Raw genomic sequence first — 16,375 nt, 5'->3', positions numbered from 1 at the left:
AGGGGTCAAGCCGGATGAAATATGAGTTAAATCGTTCTGACAACACCGAGATCGTTACCCACAACTTAGAGAGATACGAGAAAGATGTAATCATCCACTTGCATGATGTACTTAAACAGAGAGGGCTGACAATAAGTGATTTGCATCGGATGACAGGGATTCGAATCGCTTCGCTTAGTGAGCTTGCAAACGCAAGAAAATACTCAGTGAATATTATTCACCTTGTCTTAATCATGCAGGCTCTACGAATTACAGATGTGACTGAGCTGTTCGAGGTACGCTTTTCAGCAGAAACTAAAGCAGAGTGGGCAGAGGAAATGGCCCATTATGTTTCAGGTTTAACAAAGCAGCAAGAAGACGAGGTAAACGATAACTTGCAGCGAATGAATAAATAAAGGACAAAAACGAGCCGGATTGACGTGCTCGTTTTTTTGTATGGTTGTGAGCACGGTGATCAACCTCATCGCTAAAAATCGTTTTGAGCTGGACGGGTTTTTAAGTATAACAACTCCTTCTATTTCTTTTCTGTGATGAAGCCTAACAAAAAAGAGTTGCATCGTCGTTTGTTATCAAAGATGATGGAATGGTGAAGAAGTGTAAACTTGAGCAAGTTGTCGTAAAGGGAAAGAGTGTAAAAAGGAGATCTAATTCATGCAAAGAGACTGGAAGTTAATTGGCATGTTGTGGCAAGGTTTTGTCATTATGGCACTGGCGGGCATATTGATGGTTTTCTTTATGCAGTGGGGTAATACGGTTCCTTTCATTGTGCGCTTATTTCAAACGGATGCATACAAGACATCAACCCTTGTGTTAATTGGCGCGTCAAGTGGTTTGATTATGGCTCTTACTGCTCTTGGTTTGATTAAGTTTGCAAGAATTACATTACCGGAAAATGAGATGACCGACATCTTGTTTCGACTGGTCCACGTCCGTGGTGGGTTACTGACGATGAGTCTTGGTGCAGGTATAGCTGAAGAATTCTTGTTCCGAGGAGTCCTTGTTGGGCTGTTTCTTGGTTTTATGCCTGTGGGTGTGTTACTCCCGCTAAACGCGCTTTTATTTATGCTCGTCCACATTCCTCAATATAAAGGCAGACCGCTACTGCACGTATTTATTTTTTTCATTGGCTTATTCTTAGCTTACTTGTTTTACATAACGGGCTCGCTTGTCGCCCCAATTATTGCTCATTTTACGTACAATTACGTGATCGGCTTGTCAATGCGAAAATCTTCGTAAACAAAAGCTGTGCCTGGTCTGGGCACAGCTTTTTATCCGTTATTCTTCTTCAACGATATCGTAAGTCCACTCAACTGATTCAAGCTCTGATTGGAGGATATTCATTAGCTCTTCGGAATCTGCTTCGAGATCATCGACTGTATAGTAAGAAATGTATATCTCACTAGAGCGATTTGAATTTGTTGCTAAACGGATATTCCAATGCTGGATCGTATGCCCCATCTGCCGGTCTAAATAGTCCATCTGTAGACGGTTTTCTAGGTTTTCCCCGTCGCCTTCGAACGTAACGTGAACATAAGGAATTTCAATGTATTCAGGAGTCTGATCTCGGCTAATAAAGATATATGCAGCCGCTCCGACAGCGATTAAAAAGATAAGCGGAATGATTAGTTTTTTACCCAAAATGTCATCAGCTCTTTTCATGTAGTCTTTCTATTATAAACAACTGTGGGCTAAAAAAACAAGTTGTGCCTCCTGTTGGCACAACGAAATAGCTGTTATTCTTGTTCAACGACATCGTGAGTCCACTCAACCTCTGCAAGTTCCGTTTCAAGTAAAGAGATGACTTCATCAAGGTCTTCTTCTAATTGATCCATCCCTAAATAGGATATATACATTTCGCTAGGCCGGTTGGTGCTGTCTCTTAACGTTATGTTCCAATGGTTGACGGTCTTGTGAATTCTTTCGTTCAAGTATTCACTCTGAAATGTGCCTAATAGTGAAGGATCGCCATCTCCTTCAAAGGTTACATATATGTATGGTGCTACAATTCTCTCAGGCGTTCGATCGCGGTTAATCCACAGAACGATAACAACAAGCAGCGTAATGAAAGAAATAAGGGCAATCATCCATTTTCGATTCATCTGTTAGATCAACTCCTTAAACCGTCTTTCCTGGTGAAAACGTTAGCGAGAAAACGTCTCACCGGAAAGTGTTTGATGTTATTGTTTCATAACCAAAATCTCTTCAGGTACACAAGTCTCGCAGTACACAGATGGAACGCCAGATAGTAGATAGTCCAACGTTACTCGCTCTGAGTCTGTTATTCGTTTCTGGCAGTTTTCACATACAAGTAGTGATCGAACAAGATCAGCTCCCTCCATATATACCTTTACCCAGATATATGGAAATAAAACGGTAACAGCTTGAATTAAAAGGAGTTATGGACGGATACAAGTAGCTGTTCGAACAATTCATAATCCATTTCACCGGTCTCCCACAGAGGGCGTGCTTGTTCAATTAAGCGCTGTGTTTGCTCGGCCCACTCTAAATAGAGCTTTTCCTGCTGGATTGCATGGGCGTATACGGCTGAGGCAATTAACACACGTTTCTTTACCTGACGCCGCTCTCGGATGGAGGCTAAACTTTCAGCCAAAAAAGCATTCATTGCAGTCAGCTTTTCTTGCTGCTGTTTTTGGAAAGTTTGTAGCTGAAAGATCGTTTCATCAGCAGAAAGCTGATCCATAAAAAAGCTCTGCATCAGAAAAGCATCTTTCCGTTTTGGTAAGGTGGATGGTTTACTAAGCCACTTGACTAACTCTGATTTGCCATCATTGGTAATGGTGTAGAGCTTTTTATCGGGCTTGCCTGTTTGTTCAATGAGTCGACTCTTGATAAAACCATCCTGTTCCAATTTCGTTAATTCAGGATAGATCTGCGATAGATTTGAATGCCAAAATACACTAACAAAACCATCGAATTCTTGTTTTATATCGTATCCGCTTGCTTCCCAGTCACTGAGCAGGCCGAGTAAGCCGTGTCGTAAGCTCATCTTTTCTCTCCTTTGTTTTGCCAAGCGCCGGAATAACGAGGACACCGCATATTCCTGTAATGATTAAAACGCTGGCGATAAGTAAAACCGTTGCTTCTATTGTCAGTGTACTTAAGAGCAGACCGCTTAACAAGATGCTCGGCAAGATCATTCCGCTTGTAAGCAGTAAATAAAGCGTAAAGACGCGTGATTGAAAGGTTGCGGAAGTCCATTCTTGAATCAGTGAGATTGTTGTAACTTGAAAAAGACCAATAGCCACGCCTTGTAAAGTGAAGAAAGGCAGTAGGAAAAAGAGCGTATTTGCAAAAAATAGGGCCACAAATGTAACTGCAATAAAAAAGAACGGTGGAAGTAAAAGCCATTTACGATTAATGAGGCGCATTAGTTTTGGCGCGAGAACGGAACCGATCATGAGACCAACAATGCTTGCTGATCCAATCCAAGCCATATTTTCCACACCAACTCTAAGTGTATCTGTTAGAAAGGTGAGTAAAATTAGTTCAAACGAGTGAGCCACAAACATGCCAATCGCAATGAAAATAAACAGCAATTTCAATCTTTTATGATTCCAACAAAATTGAAGACCTTCGTTCATTTGTGTAAAGATGGACTGTTTAATTGGAACGTTGATTGGAACATGGGGTATTTTTTGAACGGTTAAGGCTGAAACACCAAATAATAGTGCACAAACAATTAGCAGGGAGAGGGGATTTAAACCAATAGAAAGAAGAAACCCACTTATTATCTGAGCCAGAATGCGAGAACCGGTTAACGCGAGCTGGAACAAGGAATTGGCTCGTGGACGATGTACCTCATCAACTAAGCGAGGTAACAGCGTCTGACTTGCAGGTAGGAAAAATAAATCCAGCATGCTTAATAGGACGAGTACAACAAAAACAAATAGCAAAGGCATTTGCGGTAGAAATAAAAAGGCCGCGAGTAGCAAAGCAGCTCTACCGATGTTCGTTACTTGAATGACGCGATGAAGAACTTTTGCACCAACCCACGTTCCAATAGGCATCCCCAGCAAAACGACTGGAGCATAGTAAGCGACATAAAACCAAGTAAATGAAAAAGAGGAATCAACACGTAGCTCGATTTCTTTTAACAAGGCAAAGAAAAGCAGAGAATCAGCAAATACACATAATACACGAGCAGAAAATAATCGTTTAAACGAAGGAGACCACATCCAAAAGCACCTCATTAATATATAAATTATTATATATAAATATTTATATATTAAAAAGAAGCCTTTTGCAACTCTTTTTGAAGAAAATTCTGGTTTTTGATTTTAGTAAGAGGGAATTGTTTGTTTAGGGGAGGTCTTATGATGACGATTGAAGTAAATATCCTTACTCTTCTAATTGGTGGCGTTGTTTTTCTTGCAGCATTGTTTGTTGTCGTGGAAAAAGCCGTCCAGCGTGGAGTGGATGCATCACGTTTAAGAGATCAAGTGGAAGCTTATATGGAGGATGAACGTAAGAAACGAGACATAGAATAGCGCCTTAAGCAAGATGAAGCATCTCGATATGATACAATTTAACTAAAATAAAAAACATCCACTAGGGGTGCGATTTCGCTGAGAGAGGATTTGGGCCTCAACCCTTATGAACCTGATCTAGTTTATGCTAGCGGAGGGAAGTGGCACGCTGTTCATCGACAGGTATGCCGTTTTCTCACTGGAAAGCGGTTTTTTTGTGGAAAAAGGAGAGTATTTGATGCAAAGTGTGATTGACCAAGTTGAACAAAGAGAAGAAGAATTAATTCAGCTCGTTTCGCAACTTATTACGTTTGAAACGCCAGCACCACCTGCTCGTAATACAAGTGATATTCAACAGTTCATTGCCCGGTATGTAGAGGAACTAGGGTTAACTGTCGATCAGTGGGAGGTTCACCCAAATGACCCCAATTTGGTTGCAACGTTGAAGGGGCGCAATTCGAAACAGTACAGCAGCCTCATTTTGAACGGGCATGTTGATGTAGCAGCCATTGAGCCAAGTGAGAAATGGCGCTATCAGCCGTTTGAGCCAACTGTTTCTGGACGTGAGCTGTTTGGACGAGGCGCTGCTGACATGAAAGGCGGATTAGCGGCATGCTTATTTGCGATAAAATTGATGAAAGAGGCGGGGGTTGAACTTAATGGCGATGTGATCCTCCAATCAGTGGTTGGCGAAGAAGTGGGGGAAGCAGGGACGAAGCAGTGTTGCGAACGAGGGTACAAAGCGGATTATGCGATCGTGGCAGACACGAGTAATTGTGAAATACATGGACAGGGTGGCGTTATTACAGGATGGGTCACCGTCAAAAGTCCCGCGACGCATCATGATGGTACTAGAAGGCAAATGATTCATGCTGGCGGTGGCTTACGAGCTGCAAGCGCCATCGAAAAGATGACTAAGCTAATGACAGCCCTGCAGGAACTTGAACGGGATTGGGCGGTTACGAAGTCATACCCAGGATTTCCAGCAGGAACAAATACGATTAATCCAGCTGTAATTGAAGGAGGAAGGCATCCGGCTTTTATTGCAGATGAATGTCGGCTCTGGATCACAGTCCATTATTATCCGAATGAAACGGCTGAAGCTGTTGCAGAAGAAATTGAAACGCATCTCTTAGCTGTAGCGCAAGGTGATGTCTGGCTACGAGACCATCCACCGCAATTTAGTTGGGGCGGCGAATCGATGATTGAAGACCGTGGCGAAGTTTTTCCATCCTTTTCTGTTGATGAAGCGCACCCTGCCTATGCTCTTCTAAACGAAAGTCATCAAGCTGTTTTAGGAAAAGCCCCGCAAACACGGATGTCGGAAACGGTAACCGACGGTGGGTGGCTCGCCGCATATGGGATTCCAACGGTCTGTTACGGACCCGGGCAGTTGCGCCACGCCCATGCAGTTGATGAACGGGTTAACATTGATCAGCTTGTGCAATACACGAAAACACTCCTCCGCTTTATGATGAGCTGGTGTAATCAACCGAAGCAGACGTAAAAACACGGCCGCCAAAGCGGCTGTGTTTTTACCTTACCATAATGAGAGCAGCGGTCCATTTTCACCAAATATAGGATCGGATTGTGGTTTCGAAACCGTTTTTATATTGCTTAAGTGTCGTTCACGCTCGTTCGGATCTCCCGTGCATAAATCAAAAACAGCTCCGTTCGGATAAGCGCCAACAACAGCGAAGTTGTCGCTCCCTTCAACAAACTTATGACCAAAGCCTGCTGGTAGCACGAGAACATCACCTTTTTCTACATAAACTTGCTCACCCTGAACGCCACCAAGATGAAGTTCAGCATGCCCTGTATCAACGACAAGAACTTCATGGGCGTTGCTATGGTAGTGATGATACGCAAAAACGCCACCACGCCAAGAATTGCCCCAGTTGTTTGCATTAAGTACTTGTTCTATATTGTCACTCGCATCAAAGACATGTTTGTATATGAGGAGTGGGTAGGTTGGATGATTGGGAACCTTACCATCGTCAGGGAAGGAAAGAGATTTAATTTCAAATTCACCTTGGGTTTTCATGTAAACGCCTCCAGTCTGTTGTTATTGTTCTATACCACAATGGCTGGAGGTGAAACATAGACGAGTTTCATATGCAACTTGAAGAAAGGAATGATGGTGCAGCAACTCGTATAGAGAAGGAAGATTAAGCTGACAAAGGATGGGTGAAGGCAAGTGGAAAGAAAAACACTTCTCATTTGTTGGGATTGTGAAGATGTTGAAGTAGCTTAAACATACAAAGAATGAGAAAGTGAAAAATATACCGGTTGAACTAGTCTTTGATGATAAACGATTAAATAGAGAAGGTGATCGTTTGGTAAGAAAAACTGCACGAGAAGCAGCGAAAGAGTTTATTGGAGCGCATTTTCCAACATGTGAATTGGCGATTTTGGCCGGAAGTGTAGCGCGGGCAGAGGAAACTACTTCTTCTGACATTGATCTTATTCTATTTTTAGCAGAAACAAATGGTTATCGAGAGAGTTTCTTTGCTTATGGCTGGCCGTTTGAAGTGTTTGTCCACAGTCAAGAAACCTACTTAAATGAATTAAACCGCGAGACTCAAGTTGGACGATCTCTGCTGGGCAATATGCTTTCAGAAGGGATCGCGTTAATAGATGACGGTTCTTTTAACCGCATCAAGCAAGAAGCTATTAACCATCTAAAAGCAGGACCAGCCCCATTAACAAGAGAGTATATTGAAGCTTCTCGTTACGTGATGGGCAATTGTATTGATGATCTTATTGACGTAACGAGTGAAGCTGAAGCACTAATGATCGTGAATACGTTATCGATTGAAGTTCCCCAATTCATATTGCGTTACCATAATCAGTGGCAGGCAAAAGGGAAATCGCTCAGCAGAGCGCTATACGCATACGATTATGACTGTGCGGAACGATTCTTTTATTCTCTTCAAGCCTTTTATAAAAAAGGGCAAAAAGACCCTATCATTGCCTTTATCCAAGAAATCTATGAACCAATAGGAGGTTTCTTATTCTCAGGATTTCGCCGGGAGCATGGCAAATAAGCAACATCTTTAGGATTGTTTACCTATGTAGTGATCAAGTTCGGGAGACGGATACCAATCCGGTTCAGCCGTCGGCGTAGCATCGCCATATTTGATTGTGTGAATAACGGCATCGGGATGCAGGTAAAGATTGTGGGGACAGTACGGTGAGACAGTCATTGTATCACCAGGGATGAGCTCCTTTATGACAAACGTATCCCTTTCTAGGATGGCAAATAAAATTGAGCCTGATTGAACAACATAGAGCTCGGTCATTTGTTTATGAAAGTGGCTGTTTTGCCAAGCCCCCTTATCCGAAGCTTCGGTTCGGCAGTAAGAAGAGCCATCTTTTGCTAGAAGTCGAAAACGTTTTTCTTTGTTAGGCATCTCTTCGAATAGTGGTTCAATTCCGTATGCTTTTGCTTCTTTCAAAGAAATATGCTTGTTCATTAACAGTGCCCCCTTAAACTAGTTACTTTCCAAAGATATAGTTGAAAAAAAGATAAGTTGTTGTAAGTAGCTGTTCTTCTTCTGAATCGAGCTGAGCCGTAAATCTTAATGCACGAATTGAGCGCTCTTTCCTGTCTCCTATTGCAACCTCTTGATGCGCATCAAACAAGGATGCACGGGAACCAATTAAAGCGGATTGCCACTCATAATGCCTGTCTTCATACTGAACGAACAGTTTACGTTGCTGATCTTTCACGGTTTTAAGTGATTGATCAACTGCAATTGAGCCAATTTGCATTTCGTTCTGATAGATTCCCCACGTTCTGATTTCTTGCTTTTTCTGTAGTTCCTGGATGGTCAGCGTAGGACCATCTTCAAATGATATATGAAGCTTTAAGTACCAATTTCCAGGCCGGCCCATCCCGTCAGCAACATAACGCTGCCACCATTTCTCATAAACGCGTTGGTACGTTGCAATTTTGTGTTGATTAGAAAAAATAGACTTTGGTTGATCCGACACCCGGTCGGCAAGACGAGTTGAGAGAGCTAACATCTCAGCCGGTGGTCTATATTCCTGGTCGTTTATGTACTGTTTTCGTGTAAATAGGGCAATGACAATCGCTCCAATCGGAAAAAGTATGAGCAGTAGCAATTGATTTAATTCGAATTCACCTACATATACAAAACGGAGCAAAAGTCCAATGAAGCCTGCAAGGAATAGTACGAGTAGTCTAGTCAAACAATCATCCTTTCTATGAAAGTCTTAAATGTCGAGTATACCGAATCGAGCTATACCTCACAATCGAAAGGAATCTAATGATTTGAAGAAGAAGATAGAAGAAAGATAATTAGGAGGAGAAAAGCATATGAGACAGTATGAGCAAGAGCGCTTTCGAGTTAATGCACCGCATCATCCGCAAATACAAGATATTGATGAGCAGATTTGCGCGTTGTTGCAGAAGCGGAAGCAACAGTCAGCAGGTAATCCAGGCATTCCAACGGATGCGCTTTTAGAAAAGTGGGCAGGTCAATATCAGCTGGAGGAAGACATGCTTTATTCGATTTTTTATGCATCCAATAGCGAAAAGGATTTTAAGCCTGTTGTTGTGCCAAAAAATTATCAAAAAACAATTCCGGTTCATAAGTGGCATGAAGAGAATGGCGTTATTTACTCCATATCAACCGTACAGCAATATACGAATGCGAGCGTAATGGTGTTGCAGACGATATGGGATAACAATCGTTACGAGGAAACTCCTACCTATACGATGATCGATCTAGGGTCAAGCTTTCAGGTGATTAAAACGGATGGCGTTGGGTCATCAGGTACGAAAACAGAACGGTTTGTTATCACCCCGCCACTTACAGATGACCTACCAGCAATTAAGGTCACGGTTAAACAAATGGAGAATGACACAAGAGTAGTCGAGTGGAGCTTTTAATGAGTCTGGTGAACTTCAAGACAATCGACTATTTGGCAGCAGGGAATTCAAAACAGAGAAGAGCGTTTGATACATTAAACGAACTTCAGCTATTGACTAAGTTAGCTAGTTACAACCCGGTTTTATGTGGAACGATTCCACTAGAAATTGATACAGACGTATCTGATCTTGACATTATTCTAGATGTTGCTGATTTTTCCCAATTTGAACAGAGTGTACGTCAGTTTTATGGTGATCTGGCTTGCTTTTGTGTGAAAAGAAAACACATTCGTAGTAAGCCGATTATAAAAGTGAATTTCAATTATGGTGGGTTTGAATTTGAACTGTTTGGCCAGAACCAGACCGTTACAGAGCAGTACGCTTATTTACATATGGTTATTGAACACGCCATTCTGCAGCGCCATCCAGAACTAAGGCAGCCAATTATCAACTTAAAGCGAAAAGGGGTAAAGACAGAGCCAGCTTTTTGTACATTATTAGGCTTAAATGGTGATCCTTACGAAGCGTTATTGACATATGGACGTCAGAATCGGATGATCTAGCACATAAGCATTTGAGGAAGATGTTGTTTCGTGTTCTTTCCGCTTTTCAGGTGGTACAATAGAAAAAACAATTCACTAAGGTTGGTGTACAATCGATGCAAACTGTTCCAACAAGCGCGTTAAAAGTCGTAAAGCGCGCCAAAAAAGAAACGATCCCAAAAGCACATAAACAGCTTGCTTACTGGAAACAAGAAGGTCAGAAAATACAGGATGAAGAAATTCGCAATCAAGCAACCTGGACGGTGAACGACAAGACGTTTCACGCGGAAGGTGGAAGTATCATTGGTCTGCTTGCTGGTGATAACCAAGATGGATACGTCCAGTTTATGGTTGGCTACCAATCGATCTGCGATTACTTGGACACGCTGTGCGATAAAAATGACAGCCACAATCCTGATGATTTCCGGGCAATGCACCAAGCGTTACTCGATTCGCTTGAGAAAGACGGCGATATGGGGGACTACTATCAGCATCGACCTGGATTTAATGATGATGGTTACTTGAAGAAACTGGTTGCTAGTTGCCGGGAAGCCATTCAGACGTTTCCAGGCTTTGAGGTGATGCAGGCTGACATGAAAGAAGTGTCGCAATACTATATTGATTTCCAAGTGTACAAGCACGTTGAAGAGGACAAGCGCGAGCCGCTACTCGTTCAATTTTATGAAGAAAATCAAGCGCTAGTTCCGGGAATGCGCTGGTATGAATTTGCCTGTGGTGCCGCATCAACGCTTGCGCTCTACACGCTTGCGGCCTATGCTTCTTCCGCTCCACGAACAAAAGAAGTGTCAAAACAAATCAAAGAAGCGTATTTTCCATGGGTGCAAGGGTTGCACATTATGCTTGATTATTTTATTGACCAAGAAGAAGATCGTTTGGAAAATGAAATGAATTTCGCAGCTTATTACGAGACAAAAACAGAGCTGTTTGAACGCTTCCGTTTTCTTGATGAACAAGCGACTCAGCGCCTAGCTGGTTTGCCGGATGAGAAGTTTCATTTGCTGATAAAAAAAGGGCTATATGCCATTTATTTATCAGATGAAAAAGTGAGCGGAAATGAAGAATTAAAGAAAGATGCAAAAGAAATTATTAAGCTTGGTGGAAAGCAGGCAGCGTTTTTCTTCCAAAATCGCTGGATGTTCAAGCGTGCCATTTAAATAGTCTGGAGGGGGGTCTTTCAAATACAAACTCCCCTTATTTTTTAGAAAAGGTGACTTTATGTTGATAATTAAACCGATTGAACCAAACGTACAAGGCGATGTGACGCATTTCTTTCAAGCGCGTTGGGGTTCAACACAAATGGTTATTTCAAGTGGCGTGTATGACTGTGCTTCTATGGACGGATTTATTGCTTTAAACGAAAAAAACGAAATAATTGGACTGCTTACATATATGGAGAGAGAAGAGAGCGTGGAAATTATTTCGCTTGATAGTATTGTAGAAGGACGGGGAGTTGGCAAGGCTTTACTTCAGGCGATTGAACAACATGCGTTAAGGAATCAGATAAACAAGATTTCACTTGTAACAACAAATGATAATCTATACGCATTAGCATTCTATCAGAAACGAGGCTACCGATTAAGACGTATTATAATTGATGCTGTTAAGCAGGCAAGAGTTCAAAAACCGAGCATTCCTTTAGTGGGTTATGACAAGATTCCGATTCATGATGAGATTGAACTGGGAAAACAGCTAATGGAGCAAAGCTAAAACCGCTGCTACTTTTTTCTTTTTTTGATGGAAAATTTGAAGGAATAGAACAGGGTTCGGAGCGCCGCACAAGAGATAGAGGATACGCCCACCGGGAAAAAACGCGAAAAAGCTTGCTATAAAAAGGTTTTTGAACGATTTTTAGACGATAGAAAGGTCTCGTTTTTACCCTTTTCAAAGGGGGGTAAAGTAGCGTTTTTACCCTTTTTAAGATGGTGACCAAGCTGGAGGGATTTTTGAGTAAAATACGCTCCAAACCATTGCTGCATATAGTTTTTAGGTGGTGAGGAAGTTCCGAGGAGGGGGATTTAGGGTGACGATTCACATTGAACATTCGCGAGACCCAGAAACGATATATAGCGTGATGATGAAAGCATTCTGGGAATATCAACAAGCCGATCCCCCATCAAGTGCTCTGGCAGAAACGGTTGAGCTGGTTGCTGAAGATTTACAAACGAATGGACAGGCGCTTCTAATGTGGGAATATAGCAAGCCAGTAGCGATGGTGCGCTTTACTCTTGAAGGGAAGACATTGACGTTTTACCGTCTGTCAGTTATCCCCGAAAAACAAGGTCAGGGCATGGCGAAGCAATTGCTGCAAGCATTAGAACAAATAGCAAGGGAACAAGGCGTTGAAACCATTTATTGTAAAGTGAGGGCTGCTGTCAAGAAAAATCTACAGCTGTATCAATCGGTTGGATTTGAAATCTATGAAGAATCGATTGTTATAAATCGAAACAATCAGCCTGTACAAATTGTTGCAATGAAACGTGTATTGGAAAGGGGTGACATCCATGGGCGTCGAGCTAATACGAGCTACTCAGGCCGATGAAGAAGTGCTTAAGCATTTGTTTCAGTTTTATATTTATGATTTTTCCGAGTACATGCCCATTGAGGTTGAAGGCAATGGAAAATACGATGACTATCCTTTAGCTGCCTATTGGGTTAATCCAGCTTATTTTCCATACTTAATTAAAAAAGGTGTGCATTATATCGGCTTTGTCCTAGTAAAAGAAAGCAGAACGCATACAAGTATTGCTGAGTTTTTTATTATGAAACGACATCGGCGTGGTGGTTTTGGCAAAGCTATTGTACATAAAATTTTCCATCAACATCGAGGCAACTGGGAAATATCGCAACTAAAGAACAACGAGCCAGCCCAGGCTTTTTGGCGCCGAGTGATTAACGAGGCTGTAGCGGGAACGTTTACTGAGGAAGAAAGAGACAATAAGGTGGTTCAAACGTTTTCTGTTTGATCGAGCACAATTAGAAAAGGAGGGGATTGAAGATGGATGTAGTTGCAATTGATTTTGGCTGGCCATGGTGGGTTTGGGCTGTGGCGCTTGGTGTAGCGGTAATTGTCGTGTTAGCAACGATTTCTTTAATTAAAAAGTTTGGCTGATAGAACCACATTTTCGTAGAAGAAAGGGTTGAACTGCATGAAGCAAGCGCGAAATCCGGCAACTGTCCATAAGCCAGTTGCCCCTTATGTACATCAAATTGAAGTAACAGGAGACAATCGGTGGTTGAATCTATCTGGACAATTAGGAATGGAACAAGATGGAACGGTTCCGGACAGCCCAATGGATCAATTGAGCTTGGCATTTGAGAATGTGAAGCGAAATTTGGAAGCGGCAGAAATGGGCGTAAGTGATCTTACGAAGCTCGTCTTTTACTTAGTGGGGGATTTTGACGCAGCAGAAAGAAGAGAGCGCATTCAAGCTTTCTTAGGAGAGGCCTTACCTTGTACAACAATGATCTATGTTGTTGCGCTAGCTGCACCAGTCTTTAAAGTCGAAATTGATGCCTGGGCATGTAAAGCAACGGAAATGCCGCTATAAAAAAGATCTGGCGCAGCCAGATCTTTTTTAGGTGGAATCTCTCGTTCCATATGCAACCAAAGCAAAGCCGGATAAAACCGTTGTGAACGCTAGCACTAAACCGCTCCATGCACCATCGAGAATGGTGATATGAATGAGAACGGTTAGCTGCATCAGGCAAATAATCCAGATGAACAGGCGGGAGATTTTCATATCAACTCCTCCTTTTTAATTAAATGTATCATGGATTTTTTTGCTAAAAGGGTTGTTGATTTAGCTTTTTGGTTTCTGTTTCGATCGTGCCAACATCAATTCGCTTGAATAAGGGAGCGACTGTTGGGATTGATGTTGCTGCTAATTCAATCGGCTGCCAATTGAACGTCTTAAGACTGAGCCACTCGCATATTTTTTCACTTGAAAAAGGCAAAATTGGTGCAAGCAGTTGAGCGAGGTTTGCAATGAGATATGTGCAGGTAGCGAGCGTATCGCGGCAGGCACGATCGTCATGTTTCACCTGGAGCCACGGCTGCTGGTCATCAAAATATTTGTTGGCTTTGCGAACAACAGCAAAAATTTCTTCAACAGCTCGTTTAAATTGTGTCTGTTTAAACAAGTGCCCCACGCGATCATACAAATCGTGTACCTCTGCTTTGAAAGTAGGGTCAATGGTTCCTGTTGGGACTTCGTGCTGATAGGATTTTTCGATAAACTTCAGCGTTCGATTGACGAAATTGCCGTATGCACCAAGCAGCTCGCTGTTATGACTATACACAAATTCGCGCCAGGAAAAGTCGGAATCACGGTTTTCCGGGGCATTAATCGTTAAGAAATACCGAATCGAATCTGGATCGTAGCTCTTTAACATATCGGGTAGCCAGACGGCCCAGTTTTGGCTGGTTGATAGCTTTCTTTTTTCTATCGTCACGTATTCATTGGAAACGATATGTGTCGGTAACGCTGGCTGTTTGAGTCCAAGTAATATCGCCGGCCAAATGATCGAATGAAACGGGATGTTGTCTTTACCGTGAACGTAATACGAACGGGTCTCTTTAGTCCAGAAGGATGCATCATCCTGACCTGTTGCCGCTGCCCACTGCTTGCTAGCCGAGTAATAGCCAGAAACTGCCTCAATCCAAACGTAGATTTTCTTGTCTTCATATCCTTTTATAGGAACAGGAACGCCAATGGACAAATCCCGTGAGACCGCTCGATCCAGTAATCCTTCCTGCAAGTAACGCTCAGTCAAATGAATCGCATTTTCACGCCAGCGTCCTTCATTTCTTGCGACTTCTAGATAGCGTTCTAGCTCTGCTTGAAAAGCAGATAGTTTAAAATAAAAATGCTCGGTCTGCTTTCTTGTCGGTTCGTCTCCGCAAAGTTTGCATTTTTTTTGAAGCAGCTCAAGCGGTTCAAGAATGGTGGCGCAATGATCACATTGATCTCCGCGTGCGCTCATACCACAACTAGGGCACTGGCCCTCAACAAACCGATCAGGTAGAAACTGATCACAGCGATTGCAGAAAGCTTGCTCTACTTCTTTTAGCTCAATTGTGTTGTTCTTATAGAGCTGCTGAAAAATGCTCTGAACCGTTTCGTGGTGATGCGCTTCATCTGTATGAGTATAGTGATCAAAGCTAAAGCCTAGCTGTTTGAAGCACGACACAAACTCAGTATGATAACGATTGGTTATCGTTTCTGCAGGCACGCCTTCTTGACGGGCACGAACCGAAATGGGCGTTCCGTTACAGTCGCTGCCAGATACATATAACACCTGATCACCCTTTTGTCGGTAGTAGCGAGCGAGCAAGTCGCCTGGCAATAAGCTGGCGACATGACCGACATGCAAAGAACCGTTTGCGTATGGCCATGCTCCTCCAATAAATACATTCATCTTTTTTCCTCCTTTATTTTTGAAAACTAAAAAAGCCCGCCCAAGGATCATTGATCCAAGGACGAGCTTATACCCGTGTTACCACCTTTATTTACCAGTTATTCACATAACTAGCCTCAACAAGTACGGAACGCAAAAATAGGTTCTTATACTGTGACAGTTGTAACGAGTGCCAACTCTCGTCATCGTCTAACGGGTACGCTCAACGATGCAGCTCCAGGGCCATTTTCAATCAACGATTCTTTGCTTCTTTTCAGCAACCGAAGCTCTCTGTGTAAGAATAAGTGGATTTACTTTCCCTATCATTGCTTTTGTTTGGTATGAATATAGCACATCATAGCATGTTTTTTGCTAAAGTCAACTCGTTGAAGATTCTTCTATATACCGTTCAAAAACGAGATCATTAGACTTTAATTGGCCGTATCCTCCAGTACGGTTTGGTACCGATCCCACGTAGCGCCAGCCTTTTGATGCGTAATCATTAATAATCGATCGGTGGGCATTTGTACTCAAAAAATTGGATAGACCTACTTCAACATACTCGTAAATATACATCTCATTCACCTCGTTTAAGATACGTAGCAACGCGGATAAGTGTTTCATTTTAAAGAAAATTTTGTTTTCAAATCAAGGAAAATGATGTAAAGTAAACGAACAAGATAGAGAAGGTGTTAGGAAAATGAATCCACGTTATCAACCGGTAAAGTCAAAATATGAACGCTTTAAAACATTCGTTATCCATACGATTAATCTGCTTTATTTACTGATGATTTTGGTTATAGGTGTTTCTCAATGGATCGACTATATGGGGACATGCTCGATATCGTTAGTGATCTTATATCCGTTATTAATGGTTGCTCTGTTGTTTCTTTGGGCCGTTAACTATTATTATCAATGGTTTACAAGAAGCGGTTCTCTTATTGTGGTAGGAACCTGTTTATTTATATTTCCTTTCACTTGGACAACAGCCGTATTCTCGGCAAGTTTGTACCGCTCTTTTTGCTAACTGA

23 protein-coding genes, 1 riboswitch and 1 other annotated feature are annotated in these 16,375 nt (G+C 42.2%); of the genes, 13 read left to right on the top strand and 10 right to left on the bottom strand.

Annotated elements, in window-relative coordinates:
- Window positions 1-14 precede the first annotated feature (14 nt).
- The gene (locus tag JOC54_RS12155; RefSeq protein WP_035419381.1) at window positions 15-395 is read left to right on the top strand and encodes a helix-turn-helix domain-containing protein; all 381 of its coding nucleotides are present in this window, start codon (window positions 15-17) and stop codon (window positions 393-395) included.
- A 256-nt stretch (window positions 396-651) separates the two neighbouring features.
- Complete coding sequence (locus JOC54_RS12150; RefSeq protein WP_204466531.1) at window positions 652-1,236, top strand: CPBP family intramembrane glutamic endopeptidase; 585 nt, start codon at window positions 652-654, stop codon at window positions 1,234-1,236.
- A gap of 39 nt (window positions 1,237-1,275) precedes the next feature.
- Here the strand turns inward: JOC54_RS12150 and JOC54_RS12145 are convergent, their stop codons facing one another.
- The 4 genes from JOC54_RS12145 to JOC54_RS12130 all read right to left on the bottom strand — a co-directional run bounded on the left by JOC54_RS12145 (window position 1,276) and on the right by JOC54_RS12130 (window position 4,196).
- Window positions 1,276-1,638, bottom strand: a complete 363-nt coding sequence (locus tag JOC54_RS12145; RefSeq protein WP_204466530.1) for a hypothetical protein — start codon at window positions 1,636-1,638, stop codon at window positions 1,276-1,278.
- 95 nt (window positions 1,639-1,733) lie between these two features.
- Window positions 1,734-2,099 carry a hypothetical protein gene (locus tag JOC54_RS12140; protein WP_204466529.1) on the bottom strand — a complete coding sequence of 122 codons (366 nt, stop codon included), beginning with the start codon at window positions 2,097-2,099 and terminating at the stop codon, window positions 1,734-1,736.
- A gap of 287 nt (window positions 2,100-2,386) precedes the next feature.
- Window positions 2,387-3,007 (bottom strand): PadR family transcriptional regulator, encoded by a 621-nt coding sequence (locus JOC54_RS12135; RefSeq protein ID WP_204466528.1) that lies wholly within the window; start codon window positions 3,005-3,007, stop codon window positions 2,387-2,389.
- Complete coding sequence (locus tag JOC54_RS12130; protein WP_204466527.1) at window positions 2,970-4,196, bottom strand: MFS transporter; 1,227 nt, start codon at window positions 4,194-4,196, stop codon at window positions 2,970-2,972. Before JOC54_RS12130 ends, JOC54_RS12135 begins: the two co-directional genes overlap by 38 nt.
- Before the next feature lie 141 nt (window positions 4,197-4,337).
- Between JOC54_RS12130 and JOC54_RS12125 the strand changes: the two genes are divergently transcribed.
- Both JOC54_RS12125 and JOC54_RS12120 read left to right on the top strand, forming a co-directional pair.
- The gene (locus JOC54_RS12125) at window positions 4,338-4,508 is read left to right on the top strand and encodes a hypothetical protein (protein ID WP_204466526.1); all 171 of its coding nucleotides are present in this window, start codon (window positions 4,338-4,340) and stop codon (window positions 4,506-4,508) included.
- A 53-nt stretch (window positions 4,509-4,561) separates the two neighbouring features.
- Window positions 4,562-4,664, top strand: a riboswitch (TPP riboswitch).
- A gap of 61 nt (window positions 4,665-4,725) precedes the next feature.
- Window positions 4,726-5,994, top strand: coding sequence for an acetylornithine deacetylase (locus JOC54_RS12120; protein WP_204466525.1), 1,269 nt, complete (start codon window positions 4,726-4,728; stop codon window positions 5,992-5,994).
- 33 nt (window positions 5,995-6,027) lie between these two features.
- Here JOC54_RS12120 and JOC54_RS12115 read toward each other — a convergent pair whose 3' ends face one another.
- Complete coding sequence (locus JOC54_RS12115) at window positions 6,028-6,531, bottom strand: cupin domain-containing protein (protein ID WP_035440142.1); 504 nt, start codon at window positions 6,529-6,531, stop codon at window positions 6,028-6,030.
- A gap of 229 nt (window positions 6,532-6,760) precedes the next feature.
- On the opposite strand from JOC54_RS12115, the gene JOC54_RS12110 reads away from it, so the two are divergent.
- Window positions 6,761-7,534, top strand: a complete 774-nt coding sequence (locus tag JOC54_RS12110; protein ID WP_204466524.1) for a nucleotidyltransferase domain-containing protein — start codon at window positions 6,761-6,763, stop codon at window positions 7,532-7,534.
- A gap of 9 nt (window positions 7,535-7,543) precedes the next feature.
- Here the strand turns inward: JOC54_RS12110 and JOC54_RS12105 are convergent, their stop codons facing one another.
- Together JOC54_RS12105 and JOC54_RS12100 are read right to left on the bottom strand one after the other, a co-directional pair.
- Complete coding sequence (locus tag JOC54_RS12105) at window positions 7,544-7,963, bottom strand: cupin domain-containing protein (protein WP_204466523.1); 420 nt, start codon at window positions 7,961-7,963, stop codon at window positions 7,544-7,546.
- 22 nt (window positions 7,964-7,985) lie between these two features.
- On the bottom strand, window positions 7,986-8,702 hold the full coding sequence (locus JOC54_RS12100) for a hypothetical protein (protein WP_204466522.1): 717 nt from the start codon (window positions 8,700-8,702) through the stop codon (window positions 7,986-7,988).
- A 127-nt stretch (window positions 8,703-8,829) separates the two neighbouring features.
- Between JOC54_RS12100 and JOC54_RS12095 the strand changes: the two genes are divergently transcribed.
- The 7 genes from JOC54_RS12095 (at window position 8,830) to JOC54_RS12065 (ending at window position 13,495) form a co-directional block, all read left to right on the top strand.
- On the top strand, window positions 8,830-9,405 hold the full coding sequence (locus JOC54_RS12095) for a hypothetical protein (protein WP_204466521.1): 576 nt from the start codon (window positions 8,830-8,832) through the stop codon (window positions 9,403-9,405).
- Window positions 9,405-9,947, top strand: coding sequence for a DUF4269 domain-containing protein (locus JOC54_RS12090; protein WP_204466520.1), 543 nt, complete (start codon window positions 9,405-9,407; stop codon window positions 9,945-9,947). The genes JOC54_RS12095 and JOC54_RS12090 overlap by 1 nt, the downstream gene beginning before the upstream one ends.
- Window positions 9,948-10,042: 95 nt before the next feature.
- Complete coding sequence (locus JOC54_RS12085) at window positions 10,043-11,101, top strand: tetraprenyl-beta-curcumene synthase family protein (RefSeq protein WP_204466519.1); 1,059 nt, start codon at window positions 10,043-10,045, stop codon at window positions 11,099-11,101.
- A 61-nt stretch (window positions 11,102-11,162) separates the two neighbouring features.
- On the top strand, window positions 11,163-11,654 hold the full coding sequence (locus JOC54_RS12080; RefSeq protein WP_204466518.1) for a GNAT family N-acetyltransferase: 492 nt from the start codon (window positions 11,163-11,165) through the stop codon (window positions 11,652-11,654).
- A gap of 313 nt (window positions 11,655-11,967) precedes the next feature.
- Window positions 11,968-12,486 (top strand): GNAT family N-acetyltransferase, encoded by a 519-nt coding sequence (locus JOC54_RS12075; RefSeq protein ID WP_051992017.1) that lies wholly within the window; start codon window positions 11,968-11,970, stop codon window positions 12,484-12,486.
- Window positions 12,449-12,910 carry a GNAT family N-acetyltransferase gene (locus JOC54_RS12070; RefSeq protein WP_051992019.1) on the top strand — a complete coding sequence of 154 codons (462 nt, stop codon included), beginning with the start codon at window positions 12,449-12,451 and terminating at the stop codon, window positions 12,908-12,910. Before JOC54_RS12075 ends, JOC54_RS12070 begins: the two co-directional genes overlap by 38 nt.
- 183 nt (window positions 12,911-13,093) lie before the next feature.
- A complete protein-coding gene (locus tag JOC54_RS12065) occupies window positions 13,094-13,495 on the top strand; it encodes a RidA family protein (protein WP_204466517.1) in 402 nt (133 codons plus the stop codon).
- A 27-nt stretch (window positions 13,496-13,522) separates the two neighbouring features.
- On the opposite strand, the gene JOC54_RS12060 is transcribed toward JOC54_RS12065, so the two are convergent.
- The 3 genes from JOC54_RS12060 to JOC54_RS12050 all read right to left on the bottom strand — a co-directional run bounded on the left by JOC54_RS12060 (window position 13,523) and on the right by JOC54_RS12050 (window position 15,920).
- Entirely contained in the window at window positions 13,523-13,687 is a 165-nt protein-coding gene (locus JOC54_RS12060) for a hypothetical protein (protein WP_157684309.1), read from the bottom strand.
- 43 nt (window positions 13,688-13,730) lie between these two features.
- Window positions 13,731-15,365, bottom strand: a complete 1,635-nt coding sequence (metG, locus tag JOC54_RS12055) for a methionine--tRNA ligase (RefSeq protein ID WP_204466516.1) — start codon at window positions 15,363-15,365, stop codon at window positions 13,731-13,733.
- A gap of 54 nt (window positions 15,366-15,419) precedes the next feature.
- Window positions 15,420-15,680 (bottom strand) — a binding site (T-box leader).
- A gap of 42 nt (window positions 15,681-15,722) precedes the next feature.
- Complete coding sequence (locus JOC54_RS12050; RefSeq protein ID WP_204466515.1) at window positions 15,723-15,920, bottom strand: DUF4177 domain-containing protein; 198 nt, start codon at window positions 15,918-15,920, stop codon at window positions 15,723-15,725.
- Window positions 15,921-16,044: 124 nt separating this feature from the next.
- Between JOC54_RS12050 and JOC54_RS12045 the strand changes: the two genes are divergently transcribed.
- Window positions 16,045-16,371: a hypothetical protein gene (locus tag JOC54_RS12045; protein WP_204466514.1), complete on the top strand. Its 327-nt coding sequence runs from the start codon at window positions 16,045-16,047 to the stop codon at window positions 16,369-16,371.
- The last annotated feature ends 4 nt before the right edge of the window (window positions 16,372-16,375 follow it).

Source organism: Shouchella xiaoxiensis, from assembly GCF_016907895.1.
GTDB lineage: Bacteria > Bacillota > Bacilli > Bacillales > Bacillaceae_D > Shouchella > Shouchella xiaoxiensis.
This window is presented reverse-complemented; position numbering and strand designations above follow the sequence as displayed.

What these genes read in the sequence shown, in the direction of transcription:
- JOC54_RS12155 (WP_035419381.1), top strand. Translation starts at nt 15, where the DNA reads ATGAAATATGAGTTAAATCGTTCTGACAACACCGAGATCGTTACCCAC.
- JOC54_RS12150 (WP_204466531.1), top strand. Translation starts at nt 652, where the DNA reads ATGCAAAGAGACTGGAAGTTAATTGGCATGTTGTGGCAAGGTTTTGTC.
- JOC54_RS12140 (WP_204466529.1), bottom strand. Translation starts at nt 2,099, where the DNA reads ATGAATCGAAAATGGATGATTGCCCTTATTTCTTTCATTACGCTGCTT.
- JOC54_RS12135 (WP_204466528.1), bottom strand. Translation starts at nt 3,007, where the DNA reads ATGAGCTTACGACACGGCTTACTCGGCCTGCTCAGTGACTGGGAAGCA.
- JOC54_RS12130 (WP_204466527.1), bottom strand. Translation starts at nt 4,196, where the DNA reads ATGTGGTCTCCTTCGTTTAAACGATTATTTTCTGCTCGTGTATTATGT.
- JOC54_RS12125 (WP_204466526.1), top strand. Translation starts at nt 4,338, where the DNA reads ATGACGATTGAAGTAAATATCCTTACTCTTCTAATTGGTGGCGTTGTT.
- JOC54_RS12120 (WP_204466525.1), top strand. Translation starts at nt 4,726, where the DNA reads ATGCAAAGTGTGATTGACCAAGTTGAACAAAGAGAAGAAGAATTAATT.
- JOC54_RS12115 (WP_035440142.1), bottom strand. Translation starts at nt 6,531, where the DNA reads ATGAAAACCCAAGGTGAATTTGAAATTAAATCTCTTTCCTTCCCTGAC.
- JOC54_RS12105 (WP_204466523.1), bottom strand. Translation starts at nt 7,963, where the DNA reads ATGAACAAGCATATTTCTTTGAAAGAAGCAAAAGCATACGGAATTGAA.
- JOC54_RS12095 (WP_204466521.1), top strand. Translation starts at nt 8,830, where the DNA reads ATGAGACAGTATGAGCAAGAGCGCTTTCGAGTTAATGCACCGCATCAT.
- JOC54_RS12090 (WP_204466520.1), top strand. Translation starts at nt 9,405, where the DNA reads ATGAGTCTGGTGAACTTCAAGACAATCGACTATTTGGCAGCAGGGAAT.
- JOC54_RS12085 (WP_204466519.1), top strand. Translation starts at nt 10,043, where the DNA reads ATGCAAACTGTTCCAACAAGCGCGTTAAAAGTCGTAAAGCGCGCCAAA.
- JOC54_RS12080 (WP_204466518.1), top strand. Translation starts at nt 11,163, where the DNA reads ATGTTGATAATTAAACCGATTGAACCAAACGTACAAGGCGATGTGACG.
- JOC54_RS12070 (WP_051992019.1), top strand. Translation starts at nt 12,449, where the DNA reads ATGGGCGTCGAGCTAATACGAGCTACTCAGGCCGATGAAGAAGTGCTT.
- JOC54_RS12065 (WP_204466517.1), top strand. Translation starts at nt 13,094, where the DNA reads ATGAAGCAAGCGCGAAATCCGGCAACTGTCCATAAGCCAGTTGCCCCT.
- JOC54_RS12060 (WP_157684309.1), bottom strand. Translation starts at nt 13,687, where the DNA reads ATGAAAATCTCCCGCCTGTTCATCTGGATTATTTGCCTGATGCAGCTA.
- metG (WP_204466516.1), bottom strand. Translation starts at nt 15,365, where the DNA reads ATGAATGTATTTATTGGAGGAGCATGGCCATACGCAAACGGTTCTTTG.
- JOC54_RS12050 (WP_204466515.1), bottom strand. Translation starts at nt 15,920, where the DNA reads ATGTATATTTACGAGTATGTTGAAGTAGGTCTATCCAATTTTTTGAGT.
- JOC54_RS12045 (WP_204466514.1), top strand. Translation starts at nt 16,045, where the DNA reads ATGAATCCACGTTATCAACCGGTAAAGTCAAAATATGAACGCTTTAAA.